Genomic DNA, 24,591 nt, shown 5'->3' on the forward strand with positions numbered 1-24,591 from the left:
CCCTATGCCGGTCGCCCCGTCCCTTCATTGAGCAAGCACGCCACCTGGTGCACGTCGCCAGCGTCCACCAGCGCCGGCCGCTCCGTCCTGCAGCGTTCCATCGCAAACCGGCAGCGCGTGTGAAACGCACAGCCCGAAGGCGGGTTGACCGGGCTCGGCACGTCGCCGTCGACGAGTGGCGCGAGCTTTTTGGCCAGCGGGTTGGCGACTGGCACCGACGCGAGCAGGGCCTGCGTATAGGGATGACGGGGATTGCGGAACAGCTCGTCCTTTCCGGCGATCTCGACGATCCGCCCGAGATACATCACCGCGACGCGGTGGCTGATATGGGCGACCACGGCGAGATCGTGGGCGATGAAGAGGTAGGAGAAGTCGTGCTGACGTTGCAGGTCGATCAGGAGATTGATCACCTGCGCCTGGATCGAGACGTCGAGCGCGGACACCGGCTCGTCGCAGACGATCAGGCGCGGTCCCAGCGCCAGGGCCCGTGCAATGCAGATGCGCTGGCGCTGGCCACCGGAGAATTGATGCGGGAAGTTGCGCATTTGGTCGGGCCGCAGGCCCACCTGCTCGAATAGCTGTGCGACGCGCGCCTCCAGCGCCTTGCCGCTTGCAAGACCATGCACGGCGACGGGTTCGCCAACGATGTCGCCCGCAGTCATGCGCGGGTTAAGTGACGCAAACGGGTCCTGGAAGACGATCTGCATCGAACGGCGGTGCGGGCGCAGCGCCGTCTTCGACAGATGCGTGATGTCCTCGCCGTCGAGGCGGATCTGCCCTGAGGTCGGCTCGACCAGCCGCAGCACGCTCCGCGCCACCGTGGACTTGCCGCAGCCGGATTCGCCGACGAGGCCGAGCGTCTCGCCGGTCCCTAGCGCGAACGAGACGCCGTCGACCGCATGCACGGTGCCGACTTGCCGGCGCAACACGCCGGCGCGCACCGGGTAGTGCTTTTTGAGGTCGGTGACTTCGAGCAGCGCCTCGGTCATGCCACCTCCGCGACTTCTTCCGCGCGCCAGCAGGCCGCGAGATGGCCGCCGCCCCAGTCAGCCAGCGGCGGATATTCGGCCTCGCAGCGTTTGATGGCGAGCTTGCAGCGCGGCGCGAAGGCGCAGCCCTTGGGCAGCCGCACCAGCGAGGGCACCGTGCCGGGGATTTCGTTCAGCCGCGCCTGCGCAGGAACACCGGATGCCGGGACGGCTGGGATCGAGGCCATCAGCCCGCGCGTATAGGGATGCTTTGGTGACGCGAACAGCGCCTCGACGCTGGCTTCCTCGACCTTTCGCCCCGCATACATCACGATCACGCGCTGCGCGGTCTGTGCGACGACGCCGAGATCGTGCGTGATCAGCACGAGGCCGGTGCCGAGCTCTTTCTGGAGATCGAGGATCAGCGCCAGGATCTGCGCCTGGATGGTGACGTCGAGCGCGGTGGTCGGCTCGTCCGCGATCAGCAGTGCCGGCCGGCACGCCAGTGCCATCGCGATCATCGCACGCTGGCGCATACCGCCGGACAGCTGATGCGGATATTCCCGCGCGCGCCGCGCCGGCTCTGGAATGCGCACCAGCCTCAGCATCTCGACCGCGATATTCTGCGCCTCCTTCGACGTGATGTCCCGGTGCAGCTGCACCGCCTCGACGATCTGGTCGCCGATCCGCATCACCGGATTGAGCGAGGTCATCGGCTCCTGGAAGATCATGGAGATGCGGTTGCCCCTGACCGCGCGCATCCGCGCTTCATCCAGCGACAGCAGCTCGGTGCCTTCGAGCGTGACGGAGCCGCCGACGATGCGGCCAGGCGGATCGGGCACGAGCCGCATCAAGGAGAGTGCGGTGACGCTCTTGCCGCAGCCGGATTCGCCGACGATCGCCAGCGTCTCGCCGCGCTTCACGCTGAACGAGAGGTCGTCGACGGCCTTGAACAGGCCGGAATTGGTGAAGAACACCGTCTTCAGGTTCCTCACGTCGAGCACGAGATCGGATTTGTCCGCCATCAGCCGCGCTGCCTCGGATCCAGGATGTCGCGCAGGGCGTCGCCGAACAGGTTGGCGCCGAACACGGCGAGGCTGATCGCGATGCCCGGGAAGATCACGAGCCACGGCGCGGTACGGACATATTCGGCGGCCGATTCCGACAGCATGCGCCCCCATGACGGATAAGGCTCGGGAATGCCGAGGCCCAGGAAGGACAGCGAGGCTTCGGTGAGGATGGTCGAGCCGAGCTGCGCGGTCGCCAGCACGATCAGCGGCGCCAGCGTGTTCGGCAGCACGTGGCGCAGCGCGATCCGCATCTCGCTCATGCCGATCGATTTGGCGGCTTCCACGAATGGCTGCTCGCGAAGCGCCAGCGTATTGGCACGGATCACGCGCGCGACCGTCGGGATCAGCGGAATGGCGATGGCGATGATCACATTGGGCAGCGAGGGGCCGAGCGCCGCCGTCATCACCAGGGCCAGCACCAGCAGCGGCAGCGCCTGGAGAACGTCGGAGACGCGCTGGAATACGAGATCGACCCAGCCGGAGAGATAGCCGGAGGTGAGACCGACGATCACGCCGATGGTGCCGCCGAGCGCGGTCGAGCCAAGGCCGACCGCAAGCGAGATCCGCGCCCCGTGGATGATGCGGCTGAACACGTCCCGGCCGAAAGAATCGGTGCCCATCCAGTGTGCCAGGCTCGGGCGGGCGAGCGCGCGGGCGGAATCGACCGTCAGCGGATCATAGCGCGCAATGAAGTCGGCGAAGGCTGCCGTCAGCACGAACACCGTCATGATGACGAGCCCGGCCGCGCCCAGCACATGCCGTTGCGCCATGTACAGGACGCGCCGCCAGCCACCGGTCGCATATGCGCCGGCCCGCCTCAGTTCAACGTCGAAGTCGATCGCGGCCATGTGGGCCTCCGCAGGGAGATGCACCTCTCCCCATCGGGAAGAGGTGGAGCACCGCTGTCGCGTCTGGTTGTTTCCACCTCATGCGACTAGTCCGTGTACCTGATGCGCGGGTCGAATACCGCGTAGAGCATGTCGACGGTGAAATTCGCGAACACCACCACGACCGCGATGAACATCACGAGGTTCTGCACGATCGGATAGTCGCGCCAGCGGATCGCCTCGACCAGGAAACGCGCGACGCCGGGAATGTTGAACACGGTCTCGGTGACGATCAGGCCGCCTATCAGGAACGCCGCCTCGATGCCGATCACGGTGATCACGGGCAGGATCGCGTTCTTCAGCGCGTGATGATAGTTCACCGCGGCGTCGGAGGCGCCCTTGGCGCGGGCGGTGCGGATATAGTCCTGCCGCAGCACCTCCAGCATCGAGGAGCGGGTGATGCGCATGGTCAGTGCGGCGCTGCGGAAACCGACGGCGGCGGCCGGCACGGCGTAGGTTGTGAATGCCTCAAGCCAGGTCTTCGGATTCGGATTGAAGATCGGCATCTGGCCGAACATCGCCACCGACGCAGTGAGGATCAGAAGGCCGAGCCAGAACGAGGGCAGCGACAATCCGCTGAGGCTGACGACGCGAAGCGCGTAGTCGAGCTTTGTGCCCTGCTTCACCGCGCTGATGACGCCGAGCGGAATGCCGATCGATGCCGAGAACAAAAGCGCGAGGCCGGCGAGCCGCGCCGTGATCGGTATCCGCGGCAGGATCTCCTGCAGCGCAGGCTTCTCCGAGACATAGGAGTAGCCGAGATCGCCGCGCAGCAAGCCACCGATCCACTGCAGATATTGCGCAATCAATGGCTGGTCGATGCCGAGCTGCTTCTCGAGATCAGCCTTGTCGGCCGGATCGACGTAGCCGGCGGCGGCGAACAGGATATCGACGATGTTGCCGGGGACGATGCGCAGCAGGAAGAAGATGACGATCGAGATCCCGAACAGGGTCACGAGCATCAGGAACAGGCGCCGCACCAGATAGGCAAACATGCATCGCCCTCCGCGAGCCGCTAGTCGTCAGCCTGGCCTGCTACTTGTCGAGCCACACATCCTCATAGCGGAAGCCGTTGTAGGAACTGTTCGACATGATCGTGACGCCCTTGACATAGGGCTGCCAGCAGGTGCCGGCCCGTGCATGGAAGATGATCGGGCGGGCGACATCTTCCTGCAGCTTCTTGTCGATATCCCACACCAATGGCTTGCGCTTGCTGGCGTCGGTCTCCTGCGACTGCACGTCGAACAGCTTCTCGATCTCCTTGTTGCAGTAGTTGGTATAGTTCCGTTCCGAACCGCAGGAATAGTTCTCGTAGAACGACTGGTCCGGATCGTCGACGGAATTGCCGGTCAGATTGAGGCCGAGCATGTAGTCCTTGCGCGCGACCTTCGGAAACCAGTTGGCGGTTTCCACGACGTCGAGCTCGCCGTCGATATAGATGGTCTTGAGCTGGTCGATGAGGATCACGGCTGGGTCGCGATACTCCGCGATATTCCGTGTCGAGACCTTCACCGCGAGATGCTTGTCCGGGCCATAGCCCGCCTTCTGCATCAGCTTCTTCGCCTGCTCCCGGTTGGCGTTGATGTCCCGGCCATACCCTGGAATGGTCTCCAGCTTGTCCTTGGGCATGCCCCAGATGCCTTGAGGTGGCGGCAGCATGGTGCCGCCGATGTCGGCCTGGCCTTCGAACAGGATGTCGACGAACGCCTTGCGGTCGAGTGCAAGCGCCATCGCCCGGCGGATGTCGATATTGTCGAACGGCGGCGAGGTCGAATTGACGATGATGTTGGTCGAGACGTTGGTCGGCTCGACGGCGCAGACCGCGTTCGGCGCCTGCGACTTGATGTCCTTCAGGAGCGGGATCGTGATATGCGTCGGAAAGGTCATGTCGAACTTGCCGGCAACGAACGCCAGGATCGCGGTCGAGCGGTTGGTGATGATGGTGTACTCGATGCCGTCGAGATAGGGCAGGCCCTTCTTCCAGTAGTCCGGATTTCGCGTGAGCTTGATCGATTCGTTGGCCTTGAACTCGACGAACTTGAACGGTCCGGTCCCGATCGGATGGGTGCGCATGTCCGCCGGCGAGACGTGACAGGGATAGACCGGCGTGTAGCCGGAGGCCAGCATCGCCAGCAGGGAGGGCTGCGGCCGCTTCAGATCGAAGGTGACCTCGAACTCGCCATTCGTCGTGACCTCGTTGACCTCGCTGTACCAGGCCTTGCGCGGATTCTGCCGCAGCTTCTGCTGCGATTTGCCCATCAGCAGGTCGAAGCTGCACTTGACGTCGGCCGATGTGAACGGCTTGCCGTCGTGCCATTTCACGCCCTGGCGGAGCTTGAACGTCAGCTTCTTGTTGTCGCTGCTCCAGGACCAGCTTTCGGCCAGCTCAGGCCTGAGAGTATCCGGGCTGTTCTGCGCGATGTGCTGATCGTAGATGACGAGATTGTTGAACACGCCCATGAACGGCACGTTGACCGAATAGGTCGCGCCCTCGAGAATTGACGCGTTGGCCGGACTGTCACGGTGGTACATCCGCAGGGTTCCGCCCTGCTTGGGCTCGCCGGCGAGCGTGGCGGTTGAGGCCGTCAGCACAGATAGCGCCGCCATTGCGGCGAGCGCCCACACGCTCCGCATGCTCATCCTCCCTGGACCTCGGCCTTTTGCGGCCCGTTTGCCAGACGATAGCACGCAAGCCGACGGAGGCAACCGCTAACGCCACATGCCGCCTCGACAATTCGGATGACGGAAGGCTGCGGGGCTTACACTTTCACAATGCGAGAGTGCAGGTGCGAACGGTTCCTGCGCGGGTGTCGGTCTCGGCTGCCGCAACAAGCGCCACCGTGGTCTCGGACAAGCGCGCCTCAAGCGCTTGCGCTTGCCCGGGACGACAGCGGATTTTGTGGCGCTTGCCGGTGCGCGCTATCCAGCACAGCCCTCACACGATCCGCGACGCCTTGGTCCCCCAGTACCGGTCCCGCAGCAGCCGCTTGTACAGCTTCCCCGTCGGCAGCCGCGGCAACTCCTTCTCGAAATCGACCGAGCGCGGCACCTTCTGCCGCGACAGCGATTTTGCGCAGAACGCGATCAGCTCTTCGGCGAGAGCCGGTCCCGGCACCACGCCCGGCATCGGCTGCACCACGGCCTTCACCTCTTCGCCGAGATCGGCATTGGGCACACCGAAAACGGCGGCATCGGCAACCTTCGGATGAGTGATCAGGAGGTTCTCGCATTCCTGCGGATAGATGTTCACCCCGCCGGAGATGATCATGAAGGTCGCGCGGTCGGTCAGGTACAGGAAGCGGTCGGCGTCGACATAGCCGACGTCGCCGACCGTGCTCATGCTGCCGTCGGGCGAGCGCGCTTCCCTGGTCTTCTCCGGATCGTTGAAATATTCGAACGGCGTTGCCGTCTTGAACCAGACCTGGCCGGGTGTGCCGATCGGGCATTCCCGCATGTTCTCATCCAGGATGTGGAGATCGCCGAGCAGCACCTTGCCGACCGTGCCGCGATGGGCGAGCCATTCCTCGCTGTTGCAGGCGGTGAAGCCGAGGCCTTCGGTCGCGCCGTAATATTCGTGGATGATCGGTCCCCACCATTTGATCATGTCGTCCTTGACCAGGGCCGGGCAGGGCGCGGCGGCATGGATCGCGATCTCCAGCGACGACAGGTCGTAGCGATTGCGCACCTCCGCCGGCAACTTCAGCATGCGCGAAAACATCGTCGGCACCAGTTGCGTGTGGGTGATGCCCCATTGCTCCACGAGCTGGAGGTAACGCTCTGGATCGAAACTCTCCATGATGATCACGGTGCCGCCCATGCGGATCGTCAGGTTCACGGCAGCCTGCGGAGCGGAGTGATAGAGCGGTGCGGGCGACAGATAGACCATGCCTTCCCGGTAGTGCCAAAGCTTCGTCAGAAAATCGAACAGCGGCAGATTGTGCCTCGGCGGCTCCTCCGGCAGGGGCCGCAAGATGCCCTTCGGGCGCCCCGTCGTGCCGGACGAATAGAGCATGGCGGTACCGAGCCACTCGTCGGCGATCGGCGTCCTGGGCAGCTCGGCAGTCACCTCCGCAAGCCCGACGATACGTTCGCTCTCACCCGGGCCGTCGGCGACGATGCAGAGCTTGACGTCGGGACAGGCCTGGATCGCCTCGCGCGCGATGTCGAGCTTGGCCACGGAGGTGATCAGGATCTTCGACTGGCTGTTGACGAGGAGATAGGCGAGCTCGCCAGGCGTCAGGAAGGAGTTGATGCAGGTGTAGTAAAGCCCGGCGCGTTCTCCCGCGCCGCAGGCCTCCAGATAGCGCGAATTGTTCTCCATGAAGATCGAGTAGTGATCGAGCTGCTTCAAGCCGTGCTTGCGGAACAGATGCGCCAGCCGGTTGCTGCGTGCCTCGAGCTCGCGATAGGTGACCGCCTCGCCCGTCGCCGCCATGATGAATGCGGGCTGGAGCGGGCGAAGGCGGGCATGCGTACCAGTATACATCGATCCTCCGGCTTTCGATCAGGCGGCAAGAAGCAGGATTTCGCGCACGTCTGCAGGGCCATCGATCTTGCGTGGGTTGCGCGGAATCCAGTTCGTACGCATCGCCTGTTCGGCGATGGCGTCGAAATGCTCCGGCGACACACGCACGTCAGTGAGGCTGCGCGGCATGCCGAGCGAACGGATGAAGGCATCGAGCACATCGGCGGCGTCGTGGCCGGGATAGCCCATGGCGGCGGAAACGATCATTTGCCGCTCGGCGTTGTCGCGCGCATTCCAGCGCATCACCGCCGGAAGCATGATGCAGGACGTGTAGCCGTGCGGCACGTCGAAGGCCGCGCCCAGCACGTAGCCGATGCCGTGGCTCGCGCCCATGGGCACGCCGGCTGAAAGTGCGCCCATCGACAGCCAGGTGCCGATCTGCGCGTCCATCCGCGCATCGAGATCGGCAGGATCGGCCTTCACCCGCGGCAACGCATCGGCGAGCATGGCGAGGCCCTTCACCGCTTGCGCGTCGGCATAGGGATGCGTCTCGCGCGAGCAGATCGCTTCGACGCAATGATCGACGGCGCGGATGCCGGTGGACAGGAATAGCCATTCCGGCGTGTGCACGGTGATGGCGGGATCGAGAATGGTCGCGCGCGGCACAATGAGCGGATGCCGCAGCATCTGCTTCACATGCGTGTTGCGGTCGGTGACGCCCGCGATCGCGCTGAACTCGCCCCCGGCGATCGTGGTCGGCACGCTGATCTGCCGCACGCTTGGCGCGGTCATCTCGGGCGCGGTGCCCTTATGGACGCGGATGCGCTCGATGCCCTCGACGTCGTCGATGCCGTTGGCAAGGCAGAGCTGCACCGCCTTGGCACCGTCGGTGATCGAGCCGCCGCCCACGGTCACGATGAGGTCGGCGCCTGCCTCGCGCGCCGCTTGGGTCGCCGCGATCACCGCCTCGCGCGGCGTATGTGCCGGCATGGCATCGAAAACTCCGGCGCAGTGCGAGCCAAGCGCCTCCTTGATCTTCGTGATCTCGTCGGTCTGTCGATTTAGCGTGCCCGAAACCATCAGGAACGCGCGGCGCGTTCCGAGCCGGTCCATCTGCGCGACGACGGCGCCGGCTGCAGGATAGCCGAACACGACCTCCTCGATCGCGCCGAAAACGACACGTCCCTGGTGCACGCCTGTCCTCCCCGGGCAATTCGTCTTGTTCTTGTGCCGGCAGCCTAGCCGAGTGGTCGCCGTCCGTCATGCGCGAAGGCGCTGGGGTGGCCTCTCTGCTCCCTTGCTTACTGGGGGATCGGCGGGGAAAAGGGCCTTGTCAACCCGCCACCCGCCAAGGCGCTCTTCCAAGCCTCGCGCGCGGCACGGGTCTTGAAGAGTTCATCATCGCAACACATCTTGTGTCGCCCGCGGGTAGGCCGGTACCCTGCTGTTTCTGCGGCTTTGATGCGAGGACCTGGGATGAGCGGACCTGACGGAAGCGAGCAGTTTGTGAAAAAGCACGATTTCGTTCAGCCTCGGCCCTACGCGATCGCGGGCTTTCTCGCCGTGGCATTCGCACTGGCCGGCTGCGACAAGCCGGCATCACAGGCGGCTGCCCCGCCGCCGGCGCAAGTGACCGTCGCCCCGCCGGTCAAGCGCACGGTCACCGATTGGGACGAGTTCACCGGCCGCTTCGAGGCGGTGGAGGAAGTGCAGGTGCGGCCGCGCGTCGGCGGCTTCGTCAACTCGGTCGAGTTCACGGACGGCGCCATCGTGCGCCAGGGCGATCTGCTCTACGTGATTGACCCGCGCCCGTTCGAGGCGGTGGCCACTCAGGCGGAGGGGCAGCTGTCGGATGCACGGGCCAAAGTGGAACTTGCCAAGCGCGAGCTCGACCGCGGCCTGAGCCTGGTGCAGACCAGCGCCGTCTCCGAGCAAGTGGTCGATCAGCGCCGCCAAGCCTTGCAGGCCGCGCATGCGGCCGAGATGCAGGCCGAAGGCGCGCTGAAAGCCGCCAAGCTCAACATCGAGTTCACGCACGTCACAGCGCCGCTGACCGGCCGCGTCAGCCGCCACCTCGTCAGCCCCGGCAATCTCGTGCAGGGGAGCGATACCGGCACTTCGACGCTGCTGACCTCGATCGTCGCGCTCGACCCGATCTACATCTATTTCGATATGGATGAGGCAACGTTCATCAAATACAGCAAGCTGTGGTTCGAAGGCCGTCGCCCGAGCTCGCGCGACACGGCAAACCCGGTGCAGGTGTCTCTCGCCGGCGAGACCAAGCCGTCTCACGAAGGCACCATCAACTTCCTCGACAATCGCCTCGACGTCTCCACAGGAACGCTGCGCAGCCGCGCGGTGGTCAAGAACACCGATTTGTCGATCCTGCCCGGCCAGTTCGGCCGTGTCCGCTTGATCGCCAGCGCACCCTATGAGGCGCTGTTGATTCCGGACGCCGCTGTTGCAACCGACCAGTCCCGCAAGATCGTTTTCGTGGTGAAGCCCGACGACACCGTCGAGGCGCGCCCGGTAGTGCTCGGGCCGCTCGACGAGGGCCTGCGCGTGATCCGCGAAGGGTTGAAGGCAGAGGACCGCGTCATCGTCAACGGCATCCAGCGCGCCCGTGTCGGCGCCAAGGTCGCCCCGCAGACCGCTCAAGCGCCGGCCGGTGGCAAGTCATGAACCTCGGCCGCCTCTCCATCAACCAGCCCATTCTGGCGATGGTGCTGTCGATCGTGCTTCTGATCGTCGGCGCACTCGCTTACACGACGCTGCCCGTCTCCGAATATCCGCAAGTGGTGCCGCCGACCGTCGTCGTCACCACGCAATATCCCGGCGCCTCCGCGCAGACCGTGTCGGACACGGTGGCAGCTCCGATCGAGCAGGAGATCAACGGCGTCGAGGACATGCTGTATCTCTACAGCCAGGCCACCTCGAACGGCCAGCTCACCATCACCGTCACCTTCAAGCTCGGCACCGATCTCGACAAGGCCCAGGTGCTGGTGCAGAATCGCGTCGCCATCGCGCAGCCGCGACTGCCCGAGGAGGTCCAGCGCAACGGCGTCACCACGCGCAAGAACTCGCCCGACATCCTGATGGTCGTGTTCATGCTGTCGCCCGACGACACGTTCGACCAGCTCTACATCTCCAACTACGCGCTGCTCCAGGTCCGCGACCAGCTGTTGCGCATCGACGGCGTCGGTGACATCCAGATCTTCGGTGCCCGCGACTATTCGATGCGGCTGTGGCTCGATCCTGACCGAATCGCCAATCTCGGCCTGACCTCGACCGAGGTGCTGGCGGCGATCCGCGCCCAGAACGTGCAGATCGCGGGCGGACAGATCGCCGAGCCGCCGATCGTCGACCGCGCCTTCCAGCCGAACCTCGTTTTTACGGGGCGGCTGAAGGACCAGAAGCAGTTCGAGGACATCCTGATCAAGGCCGGCTCCGACGGCCGCACGGTGCGCCTGCGCGACGTCGCCCGCATCGAGCTCGGGGCGCTGGCCTATTCCACCAACAGTTTCCTGCTGCGCAAATCGGCCGTTGCCATGCTGGTGACGCAACGGCCCGGATCGAACGCGCTCGCGACGGCAAAGAACATCTCCGACACCATGACGAAGCTCAAGGAGAGCTTTCCGAAAGGCCTCGACTACAACATCGGCTACAATCCCACCGAGTTCATCGCGCAGTCCGTCCACGAGCTGATCAAGACCATCTACGAAGCGATGCTGCTCGTGGTCGTCGTGGTGCTGGTATTCCTGCAGGGATGGCGGCCCGCGATCATTCCGATCATCGCGATCCCGGTGTCGCTGGTCGGCACCTTCGCGGTGATGGCGGCGCTCGGATTCTCCATCAACAATCTGACCTTGTTCGGACTCGTCCTCGCCGTCGGCATCGTGGTCGATGACGCCATCGTCGTGGTCGAGAACGTCGAGCGCCATCTCGAGCACGGCCTCAGTCGTCGCGATGCCGCGCTGAAGACGATGGAAGAGGTCGGCGGCGCGCTGGTCTCGATCGCCCTGGTGCTGTGTGCGGTGTTCGTCCCGACCGCGTTCCTGGGCGGCATCTCCGGGCAGTTCTTTCAGCAGTTCGCCGTCACCATTGCCGTTGCGACCGCGATCTCGTGCTTCTGCTCGTTGACGCTGTCTCCCGCGCTGGCCTCGCAGATCCTCACGCCGCACGAAGAGAAGCGGCCGCCGGCCACCTGGAATGTCATCGCGCGCGGATGGAACGCCTTTACCGGCGTGTTCAACCGCATATTCGACCGTCTGGCGCATGGCTATGCCAGTCTCGCCAATTTCGTGATCCGTCACTCCGTCGCGATGCTCCTGATCTACGTCGTGCTGATCGGCAGCGCCGGCTGGCTGATCGTGACCACGCCGCAGGGGTTCATCCCGGCGCAGGATCGCGGCTACGTCATCATATCCGTGCAGTTGCCGGGCGCGGCGTCGCTGGCGCGCACCACCGAGGTCGTGCGCGAGATCGAGCGGATCTCATTGGATACGCCGGGCATCGTCCGCGTCGCAGCCTTTGCCGGCTTCTCCGGCGCCACGCGCACGCAGGCGGGCAATGCCGCGGCGCTATTCCCCGTGTTCGACGAGCCCGAGGCGCGGATCAAGAAGGGATTGACCGCCAACGCGATCACGGCCGAGTTGCGCAAGCGGCTGTCCGCGATTCAAGGTGCATTCATCATCGTGATTCCGCCGCCGGCCGTGCCCGGCATCGGCACCGGCGGCGGCTTCACCATCCGCGTCCAGGACCGCCAGGGTCGCGGGCCCGAAATGCTCGCGGCCGCGACCGACGAGCTGGTTGCTGCTGCGCGCAAGGCGCCGACGCTGACCTCGGTGTTCTCGCCGTTCACGGCCAACACGCCGCAGCTCTTCGTCGACATCGACCGCACCAAGGCGCAGAAGCTGGGCGTGCCCATCTCCAACATCAACGACACGATCCAAACCTATTTCGGATCGACCTATGTCAACGACTTCAACCTGTTCGGCCGCACCTACCACGTCACGGCGCAGGCCGATTTCCCGTTCCGAAAGGAACCGAGCGACCTTGCGCGCCTGCGCACGCGCAACGCCTCCGGCGACATGGTGATGCTCGGCAGCGTGGTCGAGTTCAAGGACGTCTCCGGCCCCGACCGCGTCGCACGCTATAATCTCTATGCCGCGTCCGAGCTTCAGGGCGAGCCGGCGCCGGGGACAAGCTCGACCACCGCGCTGAACACCATCAAGCAGCTCGCGAACGACACCTTGCCGAGCGGCTTCACCTTCGAATGGACCGACCTATCCTATCAACAGGTGACCGGCGGCAATGCCGGCCTCTACGTGTTCCCGATCTGCGTGCTGTTCGTCTATCTCGTGCTCGCAGCGCAATATGGCAGCTGGACGCTTCCGTTCGCGGTGATCCTGATCGTGCCGATGTGCCTGTTGGCTGCCACCATCGGCGTGCGCATCGTGGGCCAGGACGTCAATATCCTCACCCAGATCGGCTTTGTCGTGCTGGTGGGGCTGGCGGCGAAGAACGCGATCCTGATCGTCGAGTTCGCGCGCGACATCGAGAACGAGGGCAAGCCGCGGCTCGAGGCCGTGATCGAGGCCTGCCGCCTGCGCCTGCGGCCGATCCTGATGACGTCGTTCGCCTTCATCCTCGGCGTGCTGCCGCTGGTGATCTCCAGCGGCTCCGGCTCGGAGATGCGGCAGGCCGTGGGCGTTGCCGTGTTCTTCGGCATGATCGGCGTCACCCTGTTCGGGCTTCTGTTCACGCCGATCTTCTACGTGGTGGTGCGGAACCTCGCAGAGGGACGGCGCGACAAGAAGCCGGAGATGGTGGCCTGATCACTGTGGCCGCCGGCGTGTCCGCACCTTCGGTGTCGTCCCCGCCTAGTGCGCAATCGCGCACGGGGCGCGGGGACCTATAACCACAGGGAGGAGTTCGGGGCGACGCTGGCAACTCCGAGTCTTCGTCAAACCTCTTTCTGTGGTTACGGGTCCCGGATCTACGCGCGCTTGTCCGGAACGACACCGGTTGTCTAGCGCACCCCACCCATACTAACGACCAACGTGAAATGGATGGGCACGCGCGGGGTTCTTCACTAGTATCCGCGCGATTTCACAACAGAAGACTGCTGGGAGTTAACATATGAAATCAGTCCTTTTGGCCGCTGCCGCCTCTGCCGTATTGCTCACCGCGCCGGCCTCCGCGCAAGGCGTCAAGATCGGCATCCTCAACGATCAGTCCGGCGTCTATGCCGACTACGGCGGCAAATGGTCGGTCGAGGCGGCCAGGATGGCGATCGAGGATTTCGGCGGCGAGGTACTGGGCCAGAAGATCGAGCTCATCACCGCCGACCACCAGAACAAGCCGGATCTCGCCAGCTCGATCGCACGGCGCTGGTACGACGTCGAGAACGTCGACATGATCACGGAGCTGACGACCTCCTCGGTTGCGCTCGCGATCCACGAGCTTTCCAAGGAAAAGAAGAAGATCGACATCGTCGTCGGCGCCGCAACCTCGCGCCTCACCGGCGACGCCTGCCAGCCCTACGGCTTCCACTGGGCCTACGACACCCATGCGCTCGGCGTCGGCACCGGCGGCGCACTGACCAAGGCTGGCGGCGACACCTGGTTCTTCCTCACCGCGGATTACGCCTTCGGCTATGCGCTGGAGAAGGACACCAGCGAGATCGTCACGGCCAATGGCGGCAAGGTAGTCGGCTCGGTTCGCGTGCCGCTCAACTCCTCGGACTTCTCCTCCTTCCTGCTCCAGGCGCAGAGCTCGAAGGCGAAGATCGTGGGCCTCGCCAATGCCGGCCTCGACACCACCAACTCGATCAAGCAGGCGTCCGAGTTCGGCATCGTCTCCGGCGGCCAGAAGCTCGCGGGGCTCTTGATGACGCTCGCCGAAGTCAACGGGCTCGGTCTCCAGGCAGCGCAAGGCCTGGTGCTCACCGAAGGCTATTACTGGGATCTCAACGACAAGACGCGCAATCTCGGCGAACGCTTCCTCAAGCGCACCGGCCGGATGCCGAGCATGATCCATGCGGGCACCTATTCGGCGACGCTGAGCTACTTGAAGGCCGTCAAGGCCGCCGGCACCAAGGATCCGGATGCCGTCGCCAAGAAGCTGAAGGAGCTGCCGGTCAACGACGATTTCGCGCAAGGCGGCAAGGTGCTCGAGAACGGCCGCATGGTCCACGACATGTATCTGTTCGAGGTCAAGAAGCCGTCGGAGTCGAAGAAGCCGTGGGACTATTACAAGCTGCTCGCCACCGTCCCCGGCGACAAGGCCTTCTTCACGGCCAAGGAAAGCGGCTGCCCGCTGACGAAGTGACGCGTAGCGTCATTCCGGGGCGATGCCAAGCATCGAACTCAGGTGCGCAATTGCGCACCTGAGAATCTCGAGATTCCGGGTTCGGCGCTGGCGCGCCACCCCGGAATGACCGCTCGCAACCATCCTCACACCATCCGCAACACCACAGCTCCCAGCGTTCCTGCCCACAATGCCATGGCGGCGATGCTCTGGATCGCGAAACCCATACCGCGCTTGGCCGCAGCCTTCGAATAGCCGACGAAATAGACGATGCGGCCGATGATCCAGACCACGCCGATCCCCGCCGCGATGGCGTCGCTGATATAGATCGCGAACAGCCACAGCGCTGGGAGGAAGATCGGCATCCATTCCAATGTGTTCATCTGGATGCGGAAGGCGCGCTCGAAATCCGGATGGCCCGACATCGCGGGCACCTTGACGCCGGTCTTGGTACGCGAGCGCGATACGTTGATGGCAGTGAAGAAATAAAAGGCGATCGCCAGCAGCGTGACGAGGGCGGTGAGATGATGCATCGCTAGTCCCTTCGAAGAGGTCGCGCTTCAATAGCCTGTCAGCTCGAGATAGCCAACGCCGTCATGCGAGCCGGCAAAGCTGATCGGTCCTTCCCAATAGGAGAAGCCGGTCCCCATCCAGGCCTTGGAATTGAGCGGCTTGCAAGCAATCGAGAACGATCGCGAGGGGATTGCGATGTGCCACTCCACCGGCAACTTGCGTCCCGCGACGTCTGCGGTTGCCTTCGGCGTCATCTGGATGTCGCCTCCCGCGATCATCTGCGTCTCGCCAGTGGCGCTGATCCAGTTGCCGAACGGATAATGCTTGCCGTCCTTCTGCCGCAGTCGGTACAGCATCAGCTTGTCGCCGGATGCGAGATGCAGTGAGAGCCAGTCCCAGCCGGTCTGGTCGGTATCGAGCGGCTGGCTGCTCCATTCCCTGTCCATCCAGGCCTGGCCGGTGACATCGACGGATTTGGCATCGATCGTGAGATTGCCGCGCGCGCGATAGAACGGCTGGCTGTAATAGTAGGATGCCTGTCCGCGTTCCGACTTGCGGCTGTAGCCGCCGTTGCCCTGCAACACCACCGGCCGGTCCGCCTCCAGCGTCAGCGCATAGCCGAAATCGGTGCCGGACGCCTTCAGTGTCAGTGGTGCCAATGTGCGATCATCGGTGCGTTCAGAGCCCTTCATCTCCCAGTCGTCGATCCAGGCATCGAGCGGCTTGGCCGTCACGCCGGCCTGCCCCACGCCGCCGCGCGAAAACGTTTCGCTGAAGCGGTGGGTGTCGGCGCGCGTCACCGCGGCATGCGCCATCCACACCTGCTGATCGGCCCAGCCGTCGCCTTGCGGACCCGGCTGCGCGGCCTGGCGGAACAGCGTCCATTGCAGGCCGCAAGCCGCGCCGCTGCCATCGACGAGGTTAGCCGTGAGATACCACCACTCGATGCGAAACCCCGGATGCGGTCCGTGATCGGCGGGGAAGGTGAAGCTCCTTCCCGGCGTGACCTTCGCAAAGCCGTCGGCGGTCTCGCCGAGCCCGGCATAGCCCTGCGCGCCGGCGCGCCGCGCGAAGACCAGCGCGGCGATGCTGGCGGCGAAGGCGCGCCGCGAGATCCGGTCAACGCTCATTGGCAAACACCTTGACGAGAGTCGCCGGCTGCATCCGCGCCAGCCGTACCACCGGCAGCAGCGCCGCAAGCAGCGAAGCAAACAGCGCCACCGCCACGAGCTCAATCAATTGCAGCGGAAACACGTGGAACGGCAGCCGCCAGCCGAATGCCTTCACATTGACGATCGCAATCAGGCACCACGCCACCAGGAGGCCGAGCGGCACCGCCAGCACGGACGTGAACAGTGCGACCGAAAGCGTCTTGGTCAGCTCGATCGCGGCAAGGCGCGGCCGCGTGATGCCGATCGCCCACAGCGGCGCGAGCTGCGGCAGGCGGGAATTCGCCAGCGTCAGCAGGCTCGTGAGAAGCGCGACGCCGGCGACGCCGAGCGTGAAGGCGTTCAGCGCCGAGGTGACCGCGAAGGTGCGCCTGAAGATGCGGATCGATTCCGCCTTCACCGTCGCCTGGTCGGCGACGCTGCGGTCGTCGAGCGCAAACTGCTTCTCCAAGGCCACGATCAGATCGGGGATATTTTCTCTTGCGACCATCAGGCCGATCCGCGTCTGCGGCGTCTGCGGGAACTGCCGCAGCAGCGCCGCGACGTTCACGGTCAGCTGCCCCTTGGGGTTGCCGTAGTCGGCATAGATGCCGACGATGTCGAGCTCCCAGGTGCCGCCCGGCGCCGGCACTTCGATCACGTCGCCGAGGCGCACATTCAGCCGGCGGCTCAACTGCTCGCTGATGAAGGCGGCATTGCCCGGCACCAGCCGGGTCCAGGCGCGCGGCGCGGCTTGCAGCAGCGGCCAGCGCTCGCGATAGAGCGCGTGATCAGGCAGGCCCAGCAGCTCCACCGGCTGGCCTTGAATCTGCGTTTCCGCACGTCCGCCCGGAAGGATTGCCTGAACATCGCTGCGCTCCTTCAGCCAGTTGCGGATCGCCGTGCCCTGCGCATTGTCGGACGCGCTGATGTAGACGTCGGCCGCAAGCCGCCCGTCGAGCCAGCCGATGAAGGTGCGGCTGAAGGTCTCCACCATGGTCGAGACGCCGACATTGACGGCGAGCGCGAGCAGCAGCGCCATCAGCGCGAGCGACAATCCGGAAAGCTGTTGCCGGCTGTCCGCCCAGAACCACAGCGCAAGCGGGCCACGCGCGACGCGCTGGCCGGCGAGCAGGATGATGTCGAGCAAGGCCGGCAGGATCAGTGCCGCACCTAGCATCAGCGCCGCCAGCACGCCAAAGCCCGCGATCAGCGATTGTCCGTAGTGCAGCAACAGCAGCGCGACCGCGAACACGGCGCAGGCCGCGCAGCTCTGCAGGACCAGCCAGCGGCGTTGCCGCTGTTGCCAGGCGCGCGGCTGGGCGGTTGCCAGCACCGGCATCCTGATCGCCTTGACCAGGCTCGTTGCGGCCGCCACCAGCGCGCCGGCGACGCTGATGCCGATGCCGGCGAGCCACCATTCGCCTCGCAGGCTGAGCTGCCCCGGGATCTGCGCGCCATAGAGCCCGCGCAGCGAAGCGGCGACGTCGGGCAGCAGGGCGGCCGCGATGAAATAGCCGCAAGCAAGCCCGATCAGCCCGGCGACCAGCGCCAGTGCCACCAGCTCGATCACCAGCACCGTGTTGACCAGCCGCGCCGAGGCACCGCAGGCCCGCAAGGTCCGCAGCATCGGCAGCCGCTGCTCGAAGGCGAGGCCGACGGCCGAGTTGACGATGAACAGGCCGACGAAGAACGACAGCAGGCCGAACGCGGTGAGGTTGAGATGAAAGCTGTCGGTGAGGCGCTCGAGCTCCGTCTCCGCATCCGGCTCGACCCGTTGCAACTGCTCGCCAACGACGCTCGCCAGCGGCGCCGGCTTGCCCTTCGGCCTGCCGATCAGAAGGCGCGAGACCTGATCCGGCTTGTTGAGGAGGCGCTGTGCCACGCCGATATCGACCACGAGCACGTCGGGCACGAGTTGTGGCAGCACGCGCAGCGGCGGCAGCTTTGCGCCATTGCTGATCGCCGGCGCCGCCCCTTCCGCCTCATGCAAGTCGGCCAGCATCTCCCGCGCCACCAGCGTCTGGCCCGGCGGCGCCACGAAGCTGCCCAGGTCCGCGGCACCCAGACGCGGCGCGTTGCCGACATCGGCCGGCAGCGTCACCGGCTCGATGCCGAGCAGCCGCACCGAGCGCCCGTTGATCTGGACCCTTCCCTCCAGCACCGGCGAGACCGGCCAGCCGGCGCGGCGGAGTTTTACGAACAACTCCTGGGAAAAGGTTGCCGCCTTTGGCGCCACCAGCATCGCCGTGCGCACGCCGCCGAACGTCGCCGCGGCGCGGTCATAGGCATTGCGGGCCTGCTGGTTGATCGCCTGAACGCCGCTCCACAGCGCGGTCGCCGCGATCAGCCCGATCAGCAGCGTGACAAACTGCATCTTGTGGCGGCGCCAGTGGCTAAGCAGCACGGCGAGGATCCAAAGTGCACGCCTCATGCAATACGCCCCGCGTGCAAGGTGAGGTGACGGTCGAGGGTCGCCGCCAGGTGCAGGCTGTGCGTCACCATCAGGAAGCCGCAGCCGGTGCGCGCGACGAGGTCGCGCGCCAGCGCCAGCACGTCTTCGGCGGTGGTCTCGTCCAGATTGCCGGTCGGCTCGTCCGCGAGCAGCAGCGAGGGCTTCGTCGCCAGCGCCCGTCCGATCGCGACCCGTTGTTGCTGGCCGCCTGATATTTGCTCTGGATAACGTTTGAGCAGGCTGCCGAGTCCGAGCCGCTCGACAAGCTCCTTGATCCAGGCCGCATCATGCCGGCCGGCGATCCGCGCCTGGAAGGCGAGATTGTCCGCGACGGAGAGGCTCGGGATCAGGTTGAACTGCTGAAAGACCAGCCCGATGCGATCCCGCCGCAAGCCGGCACGTCCCGCATCCGACAGCTTGGTGACCTCGATCTCCTCCAGCCAGATCGTGCCGCCGTCGGCCGCATCGAGCCCCGCGATCAGATGCAGCAATGTGCTCTTGCCGCTTCCGGACTCGCCGGTCAGTGCGACGCGCTCGCCGTGCCTGAGGTCGAGATCGACGCCGCGCAGCACATGGACCGGCTCGCCGGCCGAGGAGAACGTCTTGGACAGATTTCGGATGCTCAGCACGATGAATGGCGCCGGACGGAATTGACACAATTGCTGCGTAGCACACTTGCTGCGGAAATGCCGGGTTGCGTTGGTCTTGAAGCCGTTGTTAGCTTCCAAGACGGCCAAATCAAAAAAGTGCCACAAAGACATACGGGGAGATTCATGAGCGCTCAGGGAACGCCGGCGGCGGCGGGCAGGACGGCAGGGCAATCCAAGGCAACGCCGAAGGGCGCCTGGACCATTACATTTCTCCTCTTTCTCTTCATGGTGGTGAACTTCGCGGACAAGATCGTCGTCGGTCTCGCCGGCGTGCCGATCATGACCGACATGAAGCTCAGCGCCGAGCAATTCGGCCTGCTCGGATCTTCCTTCTTCTTCCTGTTCTCGATCTCCGCCATCGTGGTCGGCTTCATCGTCAACAAGGTGCCGACGCGCTGGGTGCTGCTTGCTCTGGCTGTCATCTGGGCGCTAGCGCAATTTCCGATGGTCGGCACCGTTTCCTTCACCACGCTCCTGATCTGCCGCATCGTGCTGGGCGCCGGCGAAGGCCCGGCCTTCTCGGTCGCCGCGCACGCCATCTACAAATGGTTCCCCGACGAGAAGCGCACGCTGCCGACCGCGATCCTGTCGCAAGGTTCGGCCTTCGGCGTCATCCTCGCGGTGCCGGCGCTGAACTGGATCATCGTCAATCATTCCTGGCACTATGCCTTCGGCGCGCTCGGAATCGTCGGCCTGATCTGGGTTGCGGCCTGGCTCACGCTCGGCAAGGAAGGGCCGCTGGAGGACACGCAAGTCTCGGCCGCGACCGAGCCCAAGATCCCCTATTTGCAGCTTCTCACCTCGCGCACCTTCATCGGCTGCGTCGCCGCAACCTTCGGCGCCTATTGGGCGCTGTCGCTTGGCCTGACCTGGTTCACGCCGTTCATCGTCAAGGGGCTCGGCTTCTCGCAGAGCCAGGCCGGCTTCATCTCGATCCTGCCCTGGGTGTTCGGCGCCACCATCGTCATGCTCACCGGCTGGATCTCGCAGGTGATGATGGCGCGCGGCTACAACACCCGTGCGGCGCGCGGTGTTCTCGGCTCGGTGCCGCTGGTGGTCGGCGGGCTCATCCTGGCGATGATGCCGCATGTCCAGGGCGCGGGCCTCCAGATCGCGCTGCTTGTGTTCGGATCGGGCCTGTGCGGGGCGATCTATGTCGTCTGCCCGCCCATGCTCGGCGAATTCACGCCGACGTCGCAGCGTGGCGCGATTCTCGCAATTTACGGTGCGCTCTACACGCTCGCCGGCATCATCGCGCCGACCGTGATGGGGGCCACGATCCAGCGTGCCGGCAGCACGCTCGATGGCTACCTGACCGGCTTCACCATCAACGCCGTGATCATGGTCGGCTCCGGCCTGCTCGGCCTGCTCCTGCTCTGGCCGAATACGGAGAGGGCCAGGCTGACGCGCGGTGCCGCCCCGCAAGCCGCGCCGTTGAAGCGCGCTGTGTCGCCGACGTAAGGGGCGTCTCGCCTCACACTCCGCTGTCGTCCCTGCGAACGCAGGGACGACGCTGAGAATGAGGCGCGACGTTTGCGCCTCATGCCTTCGCTCTAATTCATTCGCTGCGCGCCGCGAATCAGCTTGCCCGGCCGCTTTCCCGTGGCCGCGCCGTGTCGCCGCGTCACCACGCCCGACACGATGGTCGCCTCGTAGCCGTCGACATCCTGCAGCAACCTTCGCCCGCCGACCGGCAGATCGTAATGCACCTTCGGCGGATGCAGATGCAGGCGGTCGTAGTCGATCACGTTGACGTCGGCCTTGTAACCGGGGGCAATCAGGCCCCGGTCGGTGAGGCCGACCGAGAGCGCGGTCTTGCGCGACTGCGCCGCGACCACGAACGGGATCGTGAGCTTCTCGCCGCGCTTGCGGTCACGCGTCCAGTGCGTCAGCAGATAGGTCGGGAAGCTCGCGTCGCAGATGATGCCGCAATGCGCGCCGCCGTCGGACAGGCCCGGCACCGATTGCGGATCGAGCAGCATCTCGCGCGTCGCATCGAGATTTCCGTCGGAATAGTTCAGGAAGGGCACGTAGAGCATGCCGCGGCCTTCGTCCGACAGCATGGCGTCATAGGCGAGCTCTTCCGGCTGACGGCCCTGCCTGCGCGCTTGCGCCCCCAGCGCGTTCTCCGGCGGCTGCTCGTAATCGGGGGGATTGCCGAGCAGGAACATCTTGTCGTAGTTGGGACTGAAGAACAGCGGATCGTCGGTCGCGGTCGCCGTCTCGCTCAGGATTGCCTTGCGCACATCAGGCTGGCGCAGCCGCGCCAAGCGTTCCTGCAGCGGCAGGTGGGCGATCGCCCTGTAGCTCGGATGGGTCTGGAAAGGGTTGCGCGAGAGCTCGAGCCCGAGCAGGAGACCAACGGGGCGCGCCGCGATCTGCGCGGTGATGTAGAGGCCGCGCCGCGCCGCCGCATTGATCTCGTCCAGCGTCTGGCGCCAGCGCTGCGGTGCCTTGTCGTTCTGCGTGATCGAGAACGAGATCGGGCATTTCGTGGAGTCCGCGACCCGCAGCATCATCGGCAGGTCTTCGTGGATGGTGGAGAGGTCGAGCACGAATTGCAGCACGCTGCGGCCCTGCCGGTGCATCGCGCCGGCAATCGCGGTGAGCTCGTCCTCGCCCGCTTTCAGCGTCGGTGTGAAATCGCCGGTCGAGGTGCGATGATTGAGCGTGCGCGAGGTGGAGAAGCCGAGCGCACCGGATCGCACTGCCTCGCCCGCGAGCCTCGCCATCGCCGCATTGTCCTCCGCGGTCGAGGGATCGCGGCGCGCGCCGCGCTCGCCCATGACGTAGACGCGCAGCGCCGCATGCGGCAGTTGCGCGCCGACATCGATGTCGAAATCGCGCCTGGAGAGCCAGTCCATGTAATCCGGAAAGCTCTCCCAGGCCCAGGGAATGCCGGCGCTCAGCACCGGCTCCGGAATATCCTCCACGCCCTCCATGAGCTGAATCAGGCGAGTGTGGTCATCAGGCTTGCACGGTGCAAAGCCGACGCCGCAATTGCCCATGATCGCCGTGGTGACGCCGTTCTGCGAGGACGGCGTGATGTCCTGGCTCCAGGTGACCTGCCCGTCGTAATGGGTGTGCACGTCGACGAAGCCCGGTGTCACCAGCTTGCCGCGCGCGTCGATCTCTTCGTGCCCGTTCGACGCTATCGTGCCGATCGCGCTGATCTTGCCGCCGGTGATGGCGACATCAGCCTCGAACAGCTCGCCGCCGCTGCCGTCCGCGACGGTGCCGCCGCGGATCACGAGATCAGGGTTGCTCATGGTGTTTCTTCCCGGTTGTTGTTGTTTGTTCTCGTCGTCCCGGACAAGCGTGCCAAAGGCACGCGCAGATCCGGGACATAACCACGGGGGAGAGGTGTTACGAAGACTCGTACTTACCAGCTTCGCGCGACAATCGCTCCCTGTGGTGATGGGTGGACGGGCCCCGTGCGCAATTGCGGACTAGGCCGGGACGACAGTTGAATTCGGGGCTATACCGACTGCTCAATTTGCAGCACCTTGCCGCTTCCGTTCCGTGAACGGCGACAGCACCACCGTTGCGAGCATGAAGATCACGGACGCGCCGAACACCCAATGCGGCGCGCTCTGATCCATGATCCAGCCGAACAGCAGCGGGCTGACGATGCCGCCGAGATTGAAACCGGTCGAGACGATGCCGAAGGCGCGCCCCGCAGCGCCGGCGGGCGCCGCATTGCGCACCAGCATGTCGCGCGAGGGCGCGATCACGCCGGAGAGGAAGCCCGCGGTCGCCATCGTGGCGGTCAGCGCCCAGCCCGGCAGCGTCACCAGCGCGATCAGCAGCACGATTGCCGCATTCGCCGCAAAGCAGGCCGCCGCGACATAGCCGTGGCGCTCGGTGTGGTCGGCGAGGAAGCCGCCCGCGAGCACGCCGATGGCGCTGGCGCCCAAGAACGCAGTCAGCGCGATGTTGGCGGCGGAGTAAGAGGCGCCGTAGCCGCTCATCAGGGCCACCACGCCGAAATTGTTGATGCCGGCGACCGACAGGCTGAGCAGCATGAACAGCGCGGTCAGGGTGATCAGCGCCGGCGTGATCACCGCCTGGTTCGGCGCGCTCGCGCCGCCCGGCTTCTTCTTGTGCCCGCCCGCGTCCGGAATGTTCATGACGATCAGCAGCAGCGCCACTGCGACGCCAATGGCGCCGGACGCGATCAGCGCCCCGGCTCCTCCGGAGAATGTGACGAGCGCTGCGACGATGGCCGGCGCCACCGCACCGCCGAGAAAGCCGGCAAAGGTGTGGATCGAAAAGGCGCGGCCCATCCGCGCCTCGTCCATGTGCTCGGCCAGAATCGCGTAATCGGCGGGATGGTAGACGCTGTTGGCGAGGCCGAGCAGCACGGCGCAGGCGATCAGCGAGGCGTAGCTGAGCTGCAGCCCGAGCAGGATCAGCGCGCAGCCGCCGAGCGTCAGCCCGGCCAGCAAGATCCTGCGCGCACCGAAATGGTCGACGAGATAGCCCGTCGGCGCCTGCGTCAGACCCGAGACGACGGCGAGTGTCGTCAGCGCAAAGCCGAGCTCGACATAGCCGACGCCGAGCTTTTCCTTGAGGAACGGGAACAGCATCGGCAGGACCAGCAGATGGAAATGGCTGACCCAATGCGCGATCGAGATTCCGGTCAACGTGCGCAGCGCACTGTCCGCCTTGGCTTGCTGCGGTGCGGCGAGAACGTCGACCATTGCAGTTCCGTTTCACTCCCGATGGAGGCGCAAACTATCGAGGAGAGCGGTTATTTGTCCATGAACGCAGGTGCATGGCAGCTAGCGCGGGCGGGGAGAGAGGCGTTGAGGCGCCTCCACGCTGTCGTCCCTGCCTGGTGCGCAATTGTGCACTAGGCGGGGACGACGGCGGAGCTTGGGGTTACACCTCATAACGGCTCGTCGTCCGGACCGTAGCGGTCGCGTTTCGGCGTGGCGATGTCGCCGTCCTCGTAGTCGTCCTCATCGAGAGGAGGCAGGGGTATCTTTGCCTTGTCTTCCGCCCGCTTCGTGTCAGCGGTCTTGGGCGGCTGGCTCGGCTTGGCGGTCGTATTCCCGGTCTTGGCCATGGCTGGTCCCGGATGGTGATGCTGCATCCGAATCTACCCGCCAAATATGTGCG

Annotated in this window: 18 protein-coding genes; 4 read left to right on the plus strand and 14 right to left on the minus strand. The window is 65.3% G+C overall.

The genetic code is table 11. The annotated features are described in order from the left end of the window. Positions 1-2: 2 nt before the first annotated feature. The 7 genes from EHH60_RS15310 to EHH60_RS15340 form a co-directional block, all read right to left on the minus strand. Positions 3-989 (minus strand): ABC transporter ATP-binding protein, encoded by a 987-nt coding sequence (locus EHH60_RS15310; protein ID WP_124160286.1) that lies wholly within the window; start codon positions 987-989, stop codon positions 3-5. Beyond that, positions 986-1,993: an ABC transporter ATP-binding protein gene (locus EHH60_RS15315; protein ID WP_124160287.1), complete on the minus strand. Its 1,008-nt coding sequence runs from the start codon at positions 1,991-1,993 to the stop codon at positions 986-988. The genes EHH60_RS15310 and EHH60_RS15315 overlap by 4 nt, the downstream gene beginning before the upstream one ends. Further along, positions 1,993-2,886, minus strand: a complete 894-nt coding sequence (locus tag EHH60_RS15320; protein ID WP_124160288.1) for an ABC transporter permease — start codon at positions 2,884-2,886, stop codon at positions 1,993-1,995. Before EHH60_RS15320 ends, EHH60_RS15315 begins: the two co-directional genes overlap by 1 nt. Positions 2,887-2,972: 86 nt before the next feature. After that, positions 2,973-3,920, minus strand: a complete 948-nt coding sequence (locus EHH60_RS15325) for an ABC transporter permease (RefSeq protein ID WP_124160289.1) — start codon at positions 3,918-3,920, stop codon at positions 2,973-2,975. 40 nt (positions 3,921-3,960) lie between these two features. Continuing rightward, positions 3,961-5,559 (minus strand): ABC transporter substrate-binding protein, encoded by a 1,599-nt coding sequence (locus EHH60_RS15330; RefSeq protein WP_124160290.1) that lies wholly within the window; start codon positions 5,557-5,559, stop codon positions 3,961-3,963. Positions 5,560-5,860: 301 nt separating this feature from the next. Continuing rightward, positions 5,861-7,411, minus strand: a complete 1,551-nt coding sequence (locus EHH60_RS15335; RefSeq protein WP_124160291.1) for an AMP-binding protein — start codon at positions 7,409-7,411, stop codon at positions 5,861-5,863. Between the two features lie 18 nt (positions 7,412-7,429). After that, positions 7,430-8,584: an iron-containing alcohol dehydrogenase gene (locus EHH60_RS15340; RefSeq protein ID WP_124160292.1), complete on the minus strand. Its 1,155-nt coding sequence runs from the start codon at positions 8,582-8,584 to the stop codon at positions 7,430-7,432. A gap of 282 nt (positions 8,585-8,866) precedes the next feature. On the opposite strand from EHH60_RS15340, the gene EHH60_RS15345 reads away from it, so the two are divergent. From EHH60_RS15345 to EHH60_RS15355, 3 genes are all read left to right on the plus strand, one after another. Further along, a complete protein-coding gene (locus EHH60_RS15345; RefSeq protein ID WP_199751483.1) occupies positions 8,867-10,072 on the plus strand; it encodes an efflux RND transporter periplasmic adaptor subunit in 1,206 nt (401 codons plus the stop codon). Next, a complete protein-coding gene (locus tag EHH60_RS15350) occupies positions 10,069-13,227 on the plus strand; it encodes an efflux RND transporter permease subunit (RefSeq protein ID WP_124160294.1) in 3,159 nt (1,052 codons plus the stop codon). The genes EHH60_RS15345 and EHH60_RS15350 overlap by 4 nt, the downstream gene beginning before the upstream one ends. A gap of 304 nt (positions 13,228-13,531) precedes the next feature. Next, positions 13,532-14,722 (plus strand): ABC transporter substrate-binding protein, encoded by a 1,191-nt coding sequence (locus EHH60_RS15355; RefSeq protein ID WP_124160295.1) that lies wholly within the window; start codon positions 13,532-13,534, stop codon positions 14,720-14,722. Between the two features lie 125 nt (positions 14,723-14,847). Here the strand turns inward: EHH60_RS15355 and EHH60_RS15360 are convergent, their stop codons facing one another. From EHH60_RS15360 to EHH60_RS15375, 4 genes are read right to left on the minus strand one after another with little or no spacing between them, the layout of a single operon-like run. Then, positions 14,848-15,234, minus strand: a complete 387-nt coding sequence (locus EHH60_RS15360) for an MAPEG family protein (protein ID WP_124160296.1) — start codon at positions 15,232-15,234, stop codon at positions 14,848-14,850. Between the two features lie 27 nt (positions 15,235-15,261). Then, positions 15,262-16,344: a lipocalin-like domain-containing protein gene (locus EHH60_RS15365; protein ID WP_124160297.1), complete on the minus strand. Its 1,083-nt coding sequence runs from the start codon at positions 16,342-16,344 to the stop codon at positions 15,262-15,264. Then, entirely contained in the window at positions 16,334-18,796 is a 2,463-nt protein-coding gene (locus EHH60_RS15370) for an ABC transporter permease (protein WP_124160298.1), read from the minus strand. The genes EHH60_RS15365 and EHH60_RS15370 overlap by 11 nt, the downstream gene beginning before the upstream one ends. Beyond that, a complete protein-coding gene (locus tag EHH60_RS15375) occupies positions 18,793-19,446 on the minus strand; it encodes an ABC transporter ATP-binding protein (protein WP_124160299.1) in 654 nt (217 codons plus the stop codon). The genes EHH60_RS15370 and EHH60_RS15375 overlap by 4 nt, the downstream gene beginning before the upstream one ends. Positions 19,447-19,590: 144 nt before the next feature. Between EHH60_RS15375 and EHH60_RS15380 the strand changes: the two genes are divergently transcribed. Then, positions 19,591-20,928, plus strand: a complete 1,338-nt coding sequence (locus EHH60_RS15380; protein ID WP_124160300.1) for an MFS transporter — start codon at positions 19,591-19,593, stop codon at positions 20,926-20,928. Positions 20,929-21,020: 92 nt separating this feature from the next. Here the strand turns inward: EHH60_RS15380 and EHH60_RS15385 are convergent, their stop codons facing one another. From EHH60_RS15385 to EHH60_RS15395, 3 genes are all read right to left on the minus strand, one after another. Next, positions 21,021-22,736 (minus strand): N-acyl-D-amino-acid deacylase family protein, encoded by a 1,716-nt coding sequence (locus tag EHH60_RS15385; protein WP_124160301.1) that lies wholly within the window; start codon positions 22,734-22,736, stop codon positions 21,021-21,023. A 222-nt stretch (positions 22,737-22,958) separates the two neighbouring features. Continuing rightward, entirely contained in the window at positions 22,959-24,170 is a 1,212-nt protein-coding gene (locus tag EHH60_RS15390) for an MFS transporter (RefSeq protein ID WP_124160302.1), read from the minus strand. Positions 24,171-24,358: 188 nt separating this feature from the next. Continuing rightward, the gene (locus tag EHH60_RS15395; protein WP_199751484.1) at positions 24,359-24,538 is read right to left on the minus strand and encodes a hypothetical protein; all 180 of its coding nucleotides are present in this window, start codon (positions 24,536-24,538) and stop codon (positions 24,359-24,361) included. Between the last annotated feature and the right edge of the window lie 53 nt (positions 24,539-24,591).

Source organism: Bradyrhizobium sp. RP6 (assembly GCF_003837805.1).
Taxonomy (GTDB): Bacteria; Pseudomonadota; Alphaproteobacteria; order Rhizobiales; family Xanthobacteraceae; genus Bradyrhizobium.

Bases quoted from the DNA above. Each gene is read 5' to 3' on its own strand.
- EHH60_RS15310 (WP_124160286.1), bottom strand. From the start codon at position 989: ATGACCGAGGCGCTGCTCGAAGTCACCGACCTCAAAAAGCACTACCCG.
- EHH60_RS15315 (WP_124160287.1), bottom strand. From the start codon at position 1,993: ATGGCGGACAAATCCGATCTCGTGCTCGACGTGAGGAACCTGAAGACG.
- EHH60_RS15320 (WP_124160288.1), bottom strand. From the start codon at position 2,886: ATGGCCGCGATCGACTTCGACGTTGAACTGAGGCGGGCCGGCGCATAT.
- EHH60_RS15325 (WP_124160289.1), bottom strand. From the start codon at position 3,920: ATGTTTGCCTATCTGGTGCGGCGCCTGTTCCTGATGCTCGTGACCCTG.
- EHH60_RS15330 (WP_124160290.1), bottom strand. From the start codon at position 5,559: ATGCGGAGCGTGTGGGCGCTCGCCGCAATGGCGGCGCTATCTGTGCTG.
- EHH60_RS15335 (WP_124160291.1), bottom strand. From the start codon at position 7,411: ATGTATACTGGTACGCATGCCCGCCTTCGCCCGCTCCAGCCCGCATTC.
- EHH60_RS15345 (WP_199751483.1), top strand. From the start codon at position 8,867: ATGAGCGGACCTGACGGAAGCGAGCAGTTTGTGAAAAAGCACGATTTC.
- EHH60_RS15350 (WP_124160294.1), top strand. From the start codon at position 10,069: ATGAACCTCGGCCGCCTCTCCATCAACCAGCCCATTCTGGCGATGGTG.
- EHH60_RS15355 (WP_124160295.1), top strand. From the start codon at position 13,532: ATGAAATCAGTCCTTTTGGCCGCTGCCGCCTCTGCCGTATTGCTCACC.
- EHH60_RS15360 (WP_124160296.1), bottom strand. From the start codon at position 15,234: ATGCATCATCTCACCGCCCTCGTCACGCTGCTGGCGATCGCCTTTTAT.
- EHH60_RS15365 (WP_124160297.1), bottom strand. From the start codon at position 16,344: ATGAGCGTTGACCGGATCTCGCGGCGCGCCTTCGCCGCCAGCATCGCC.
- EHH60_RS15370 (WP_124160298.1), bottom strand. From the start codon at position 18,796: ATGAGGCGTGCACTTTGGATCCTCGCCGTGCTGCTTAGCCACTGGCGC.
- EHH60_RS15380 (WP_124160300.1), top strand. From the start codon at position 19,591: ATGAGCGCTCAGGGAACGCCGGCGGCGGCGGGCAGGACGGCAGGGCAA.
- EHH60_RS15385 (WP_124160301.1), bottom strand. From the start codon at position 22,736: ATGAGCAACCCTGATCTCGTGATCCGCGGCGGCACCGTCGCGGACGGC.
- EHH60_RS15390 (WP_124160302.1), bottom strand. From the start codon at position 24,170: ATGGTCGACGTTCTCGCCGCACCGCAGCAAGCCAAGGCGGACAGTGCG.
- EHH60_RS15395 (WP_199751484.1), bottom strand. From the start codon at position 24,538: ATGGCCAAGACCGGGAATACGACCGCCAAGCCGAGCCAGCCGCCCAAG.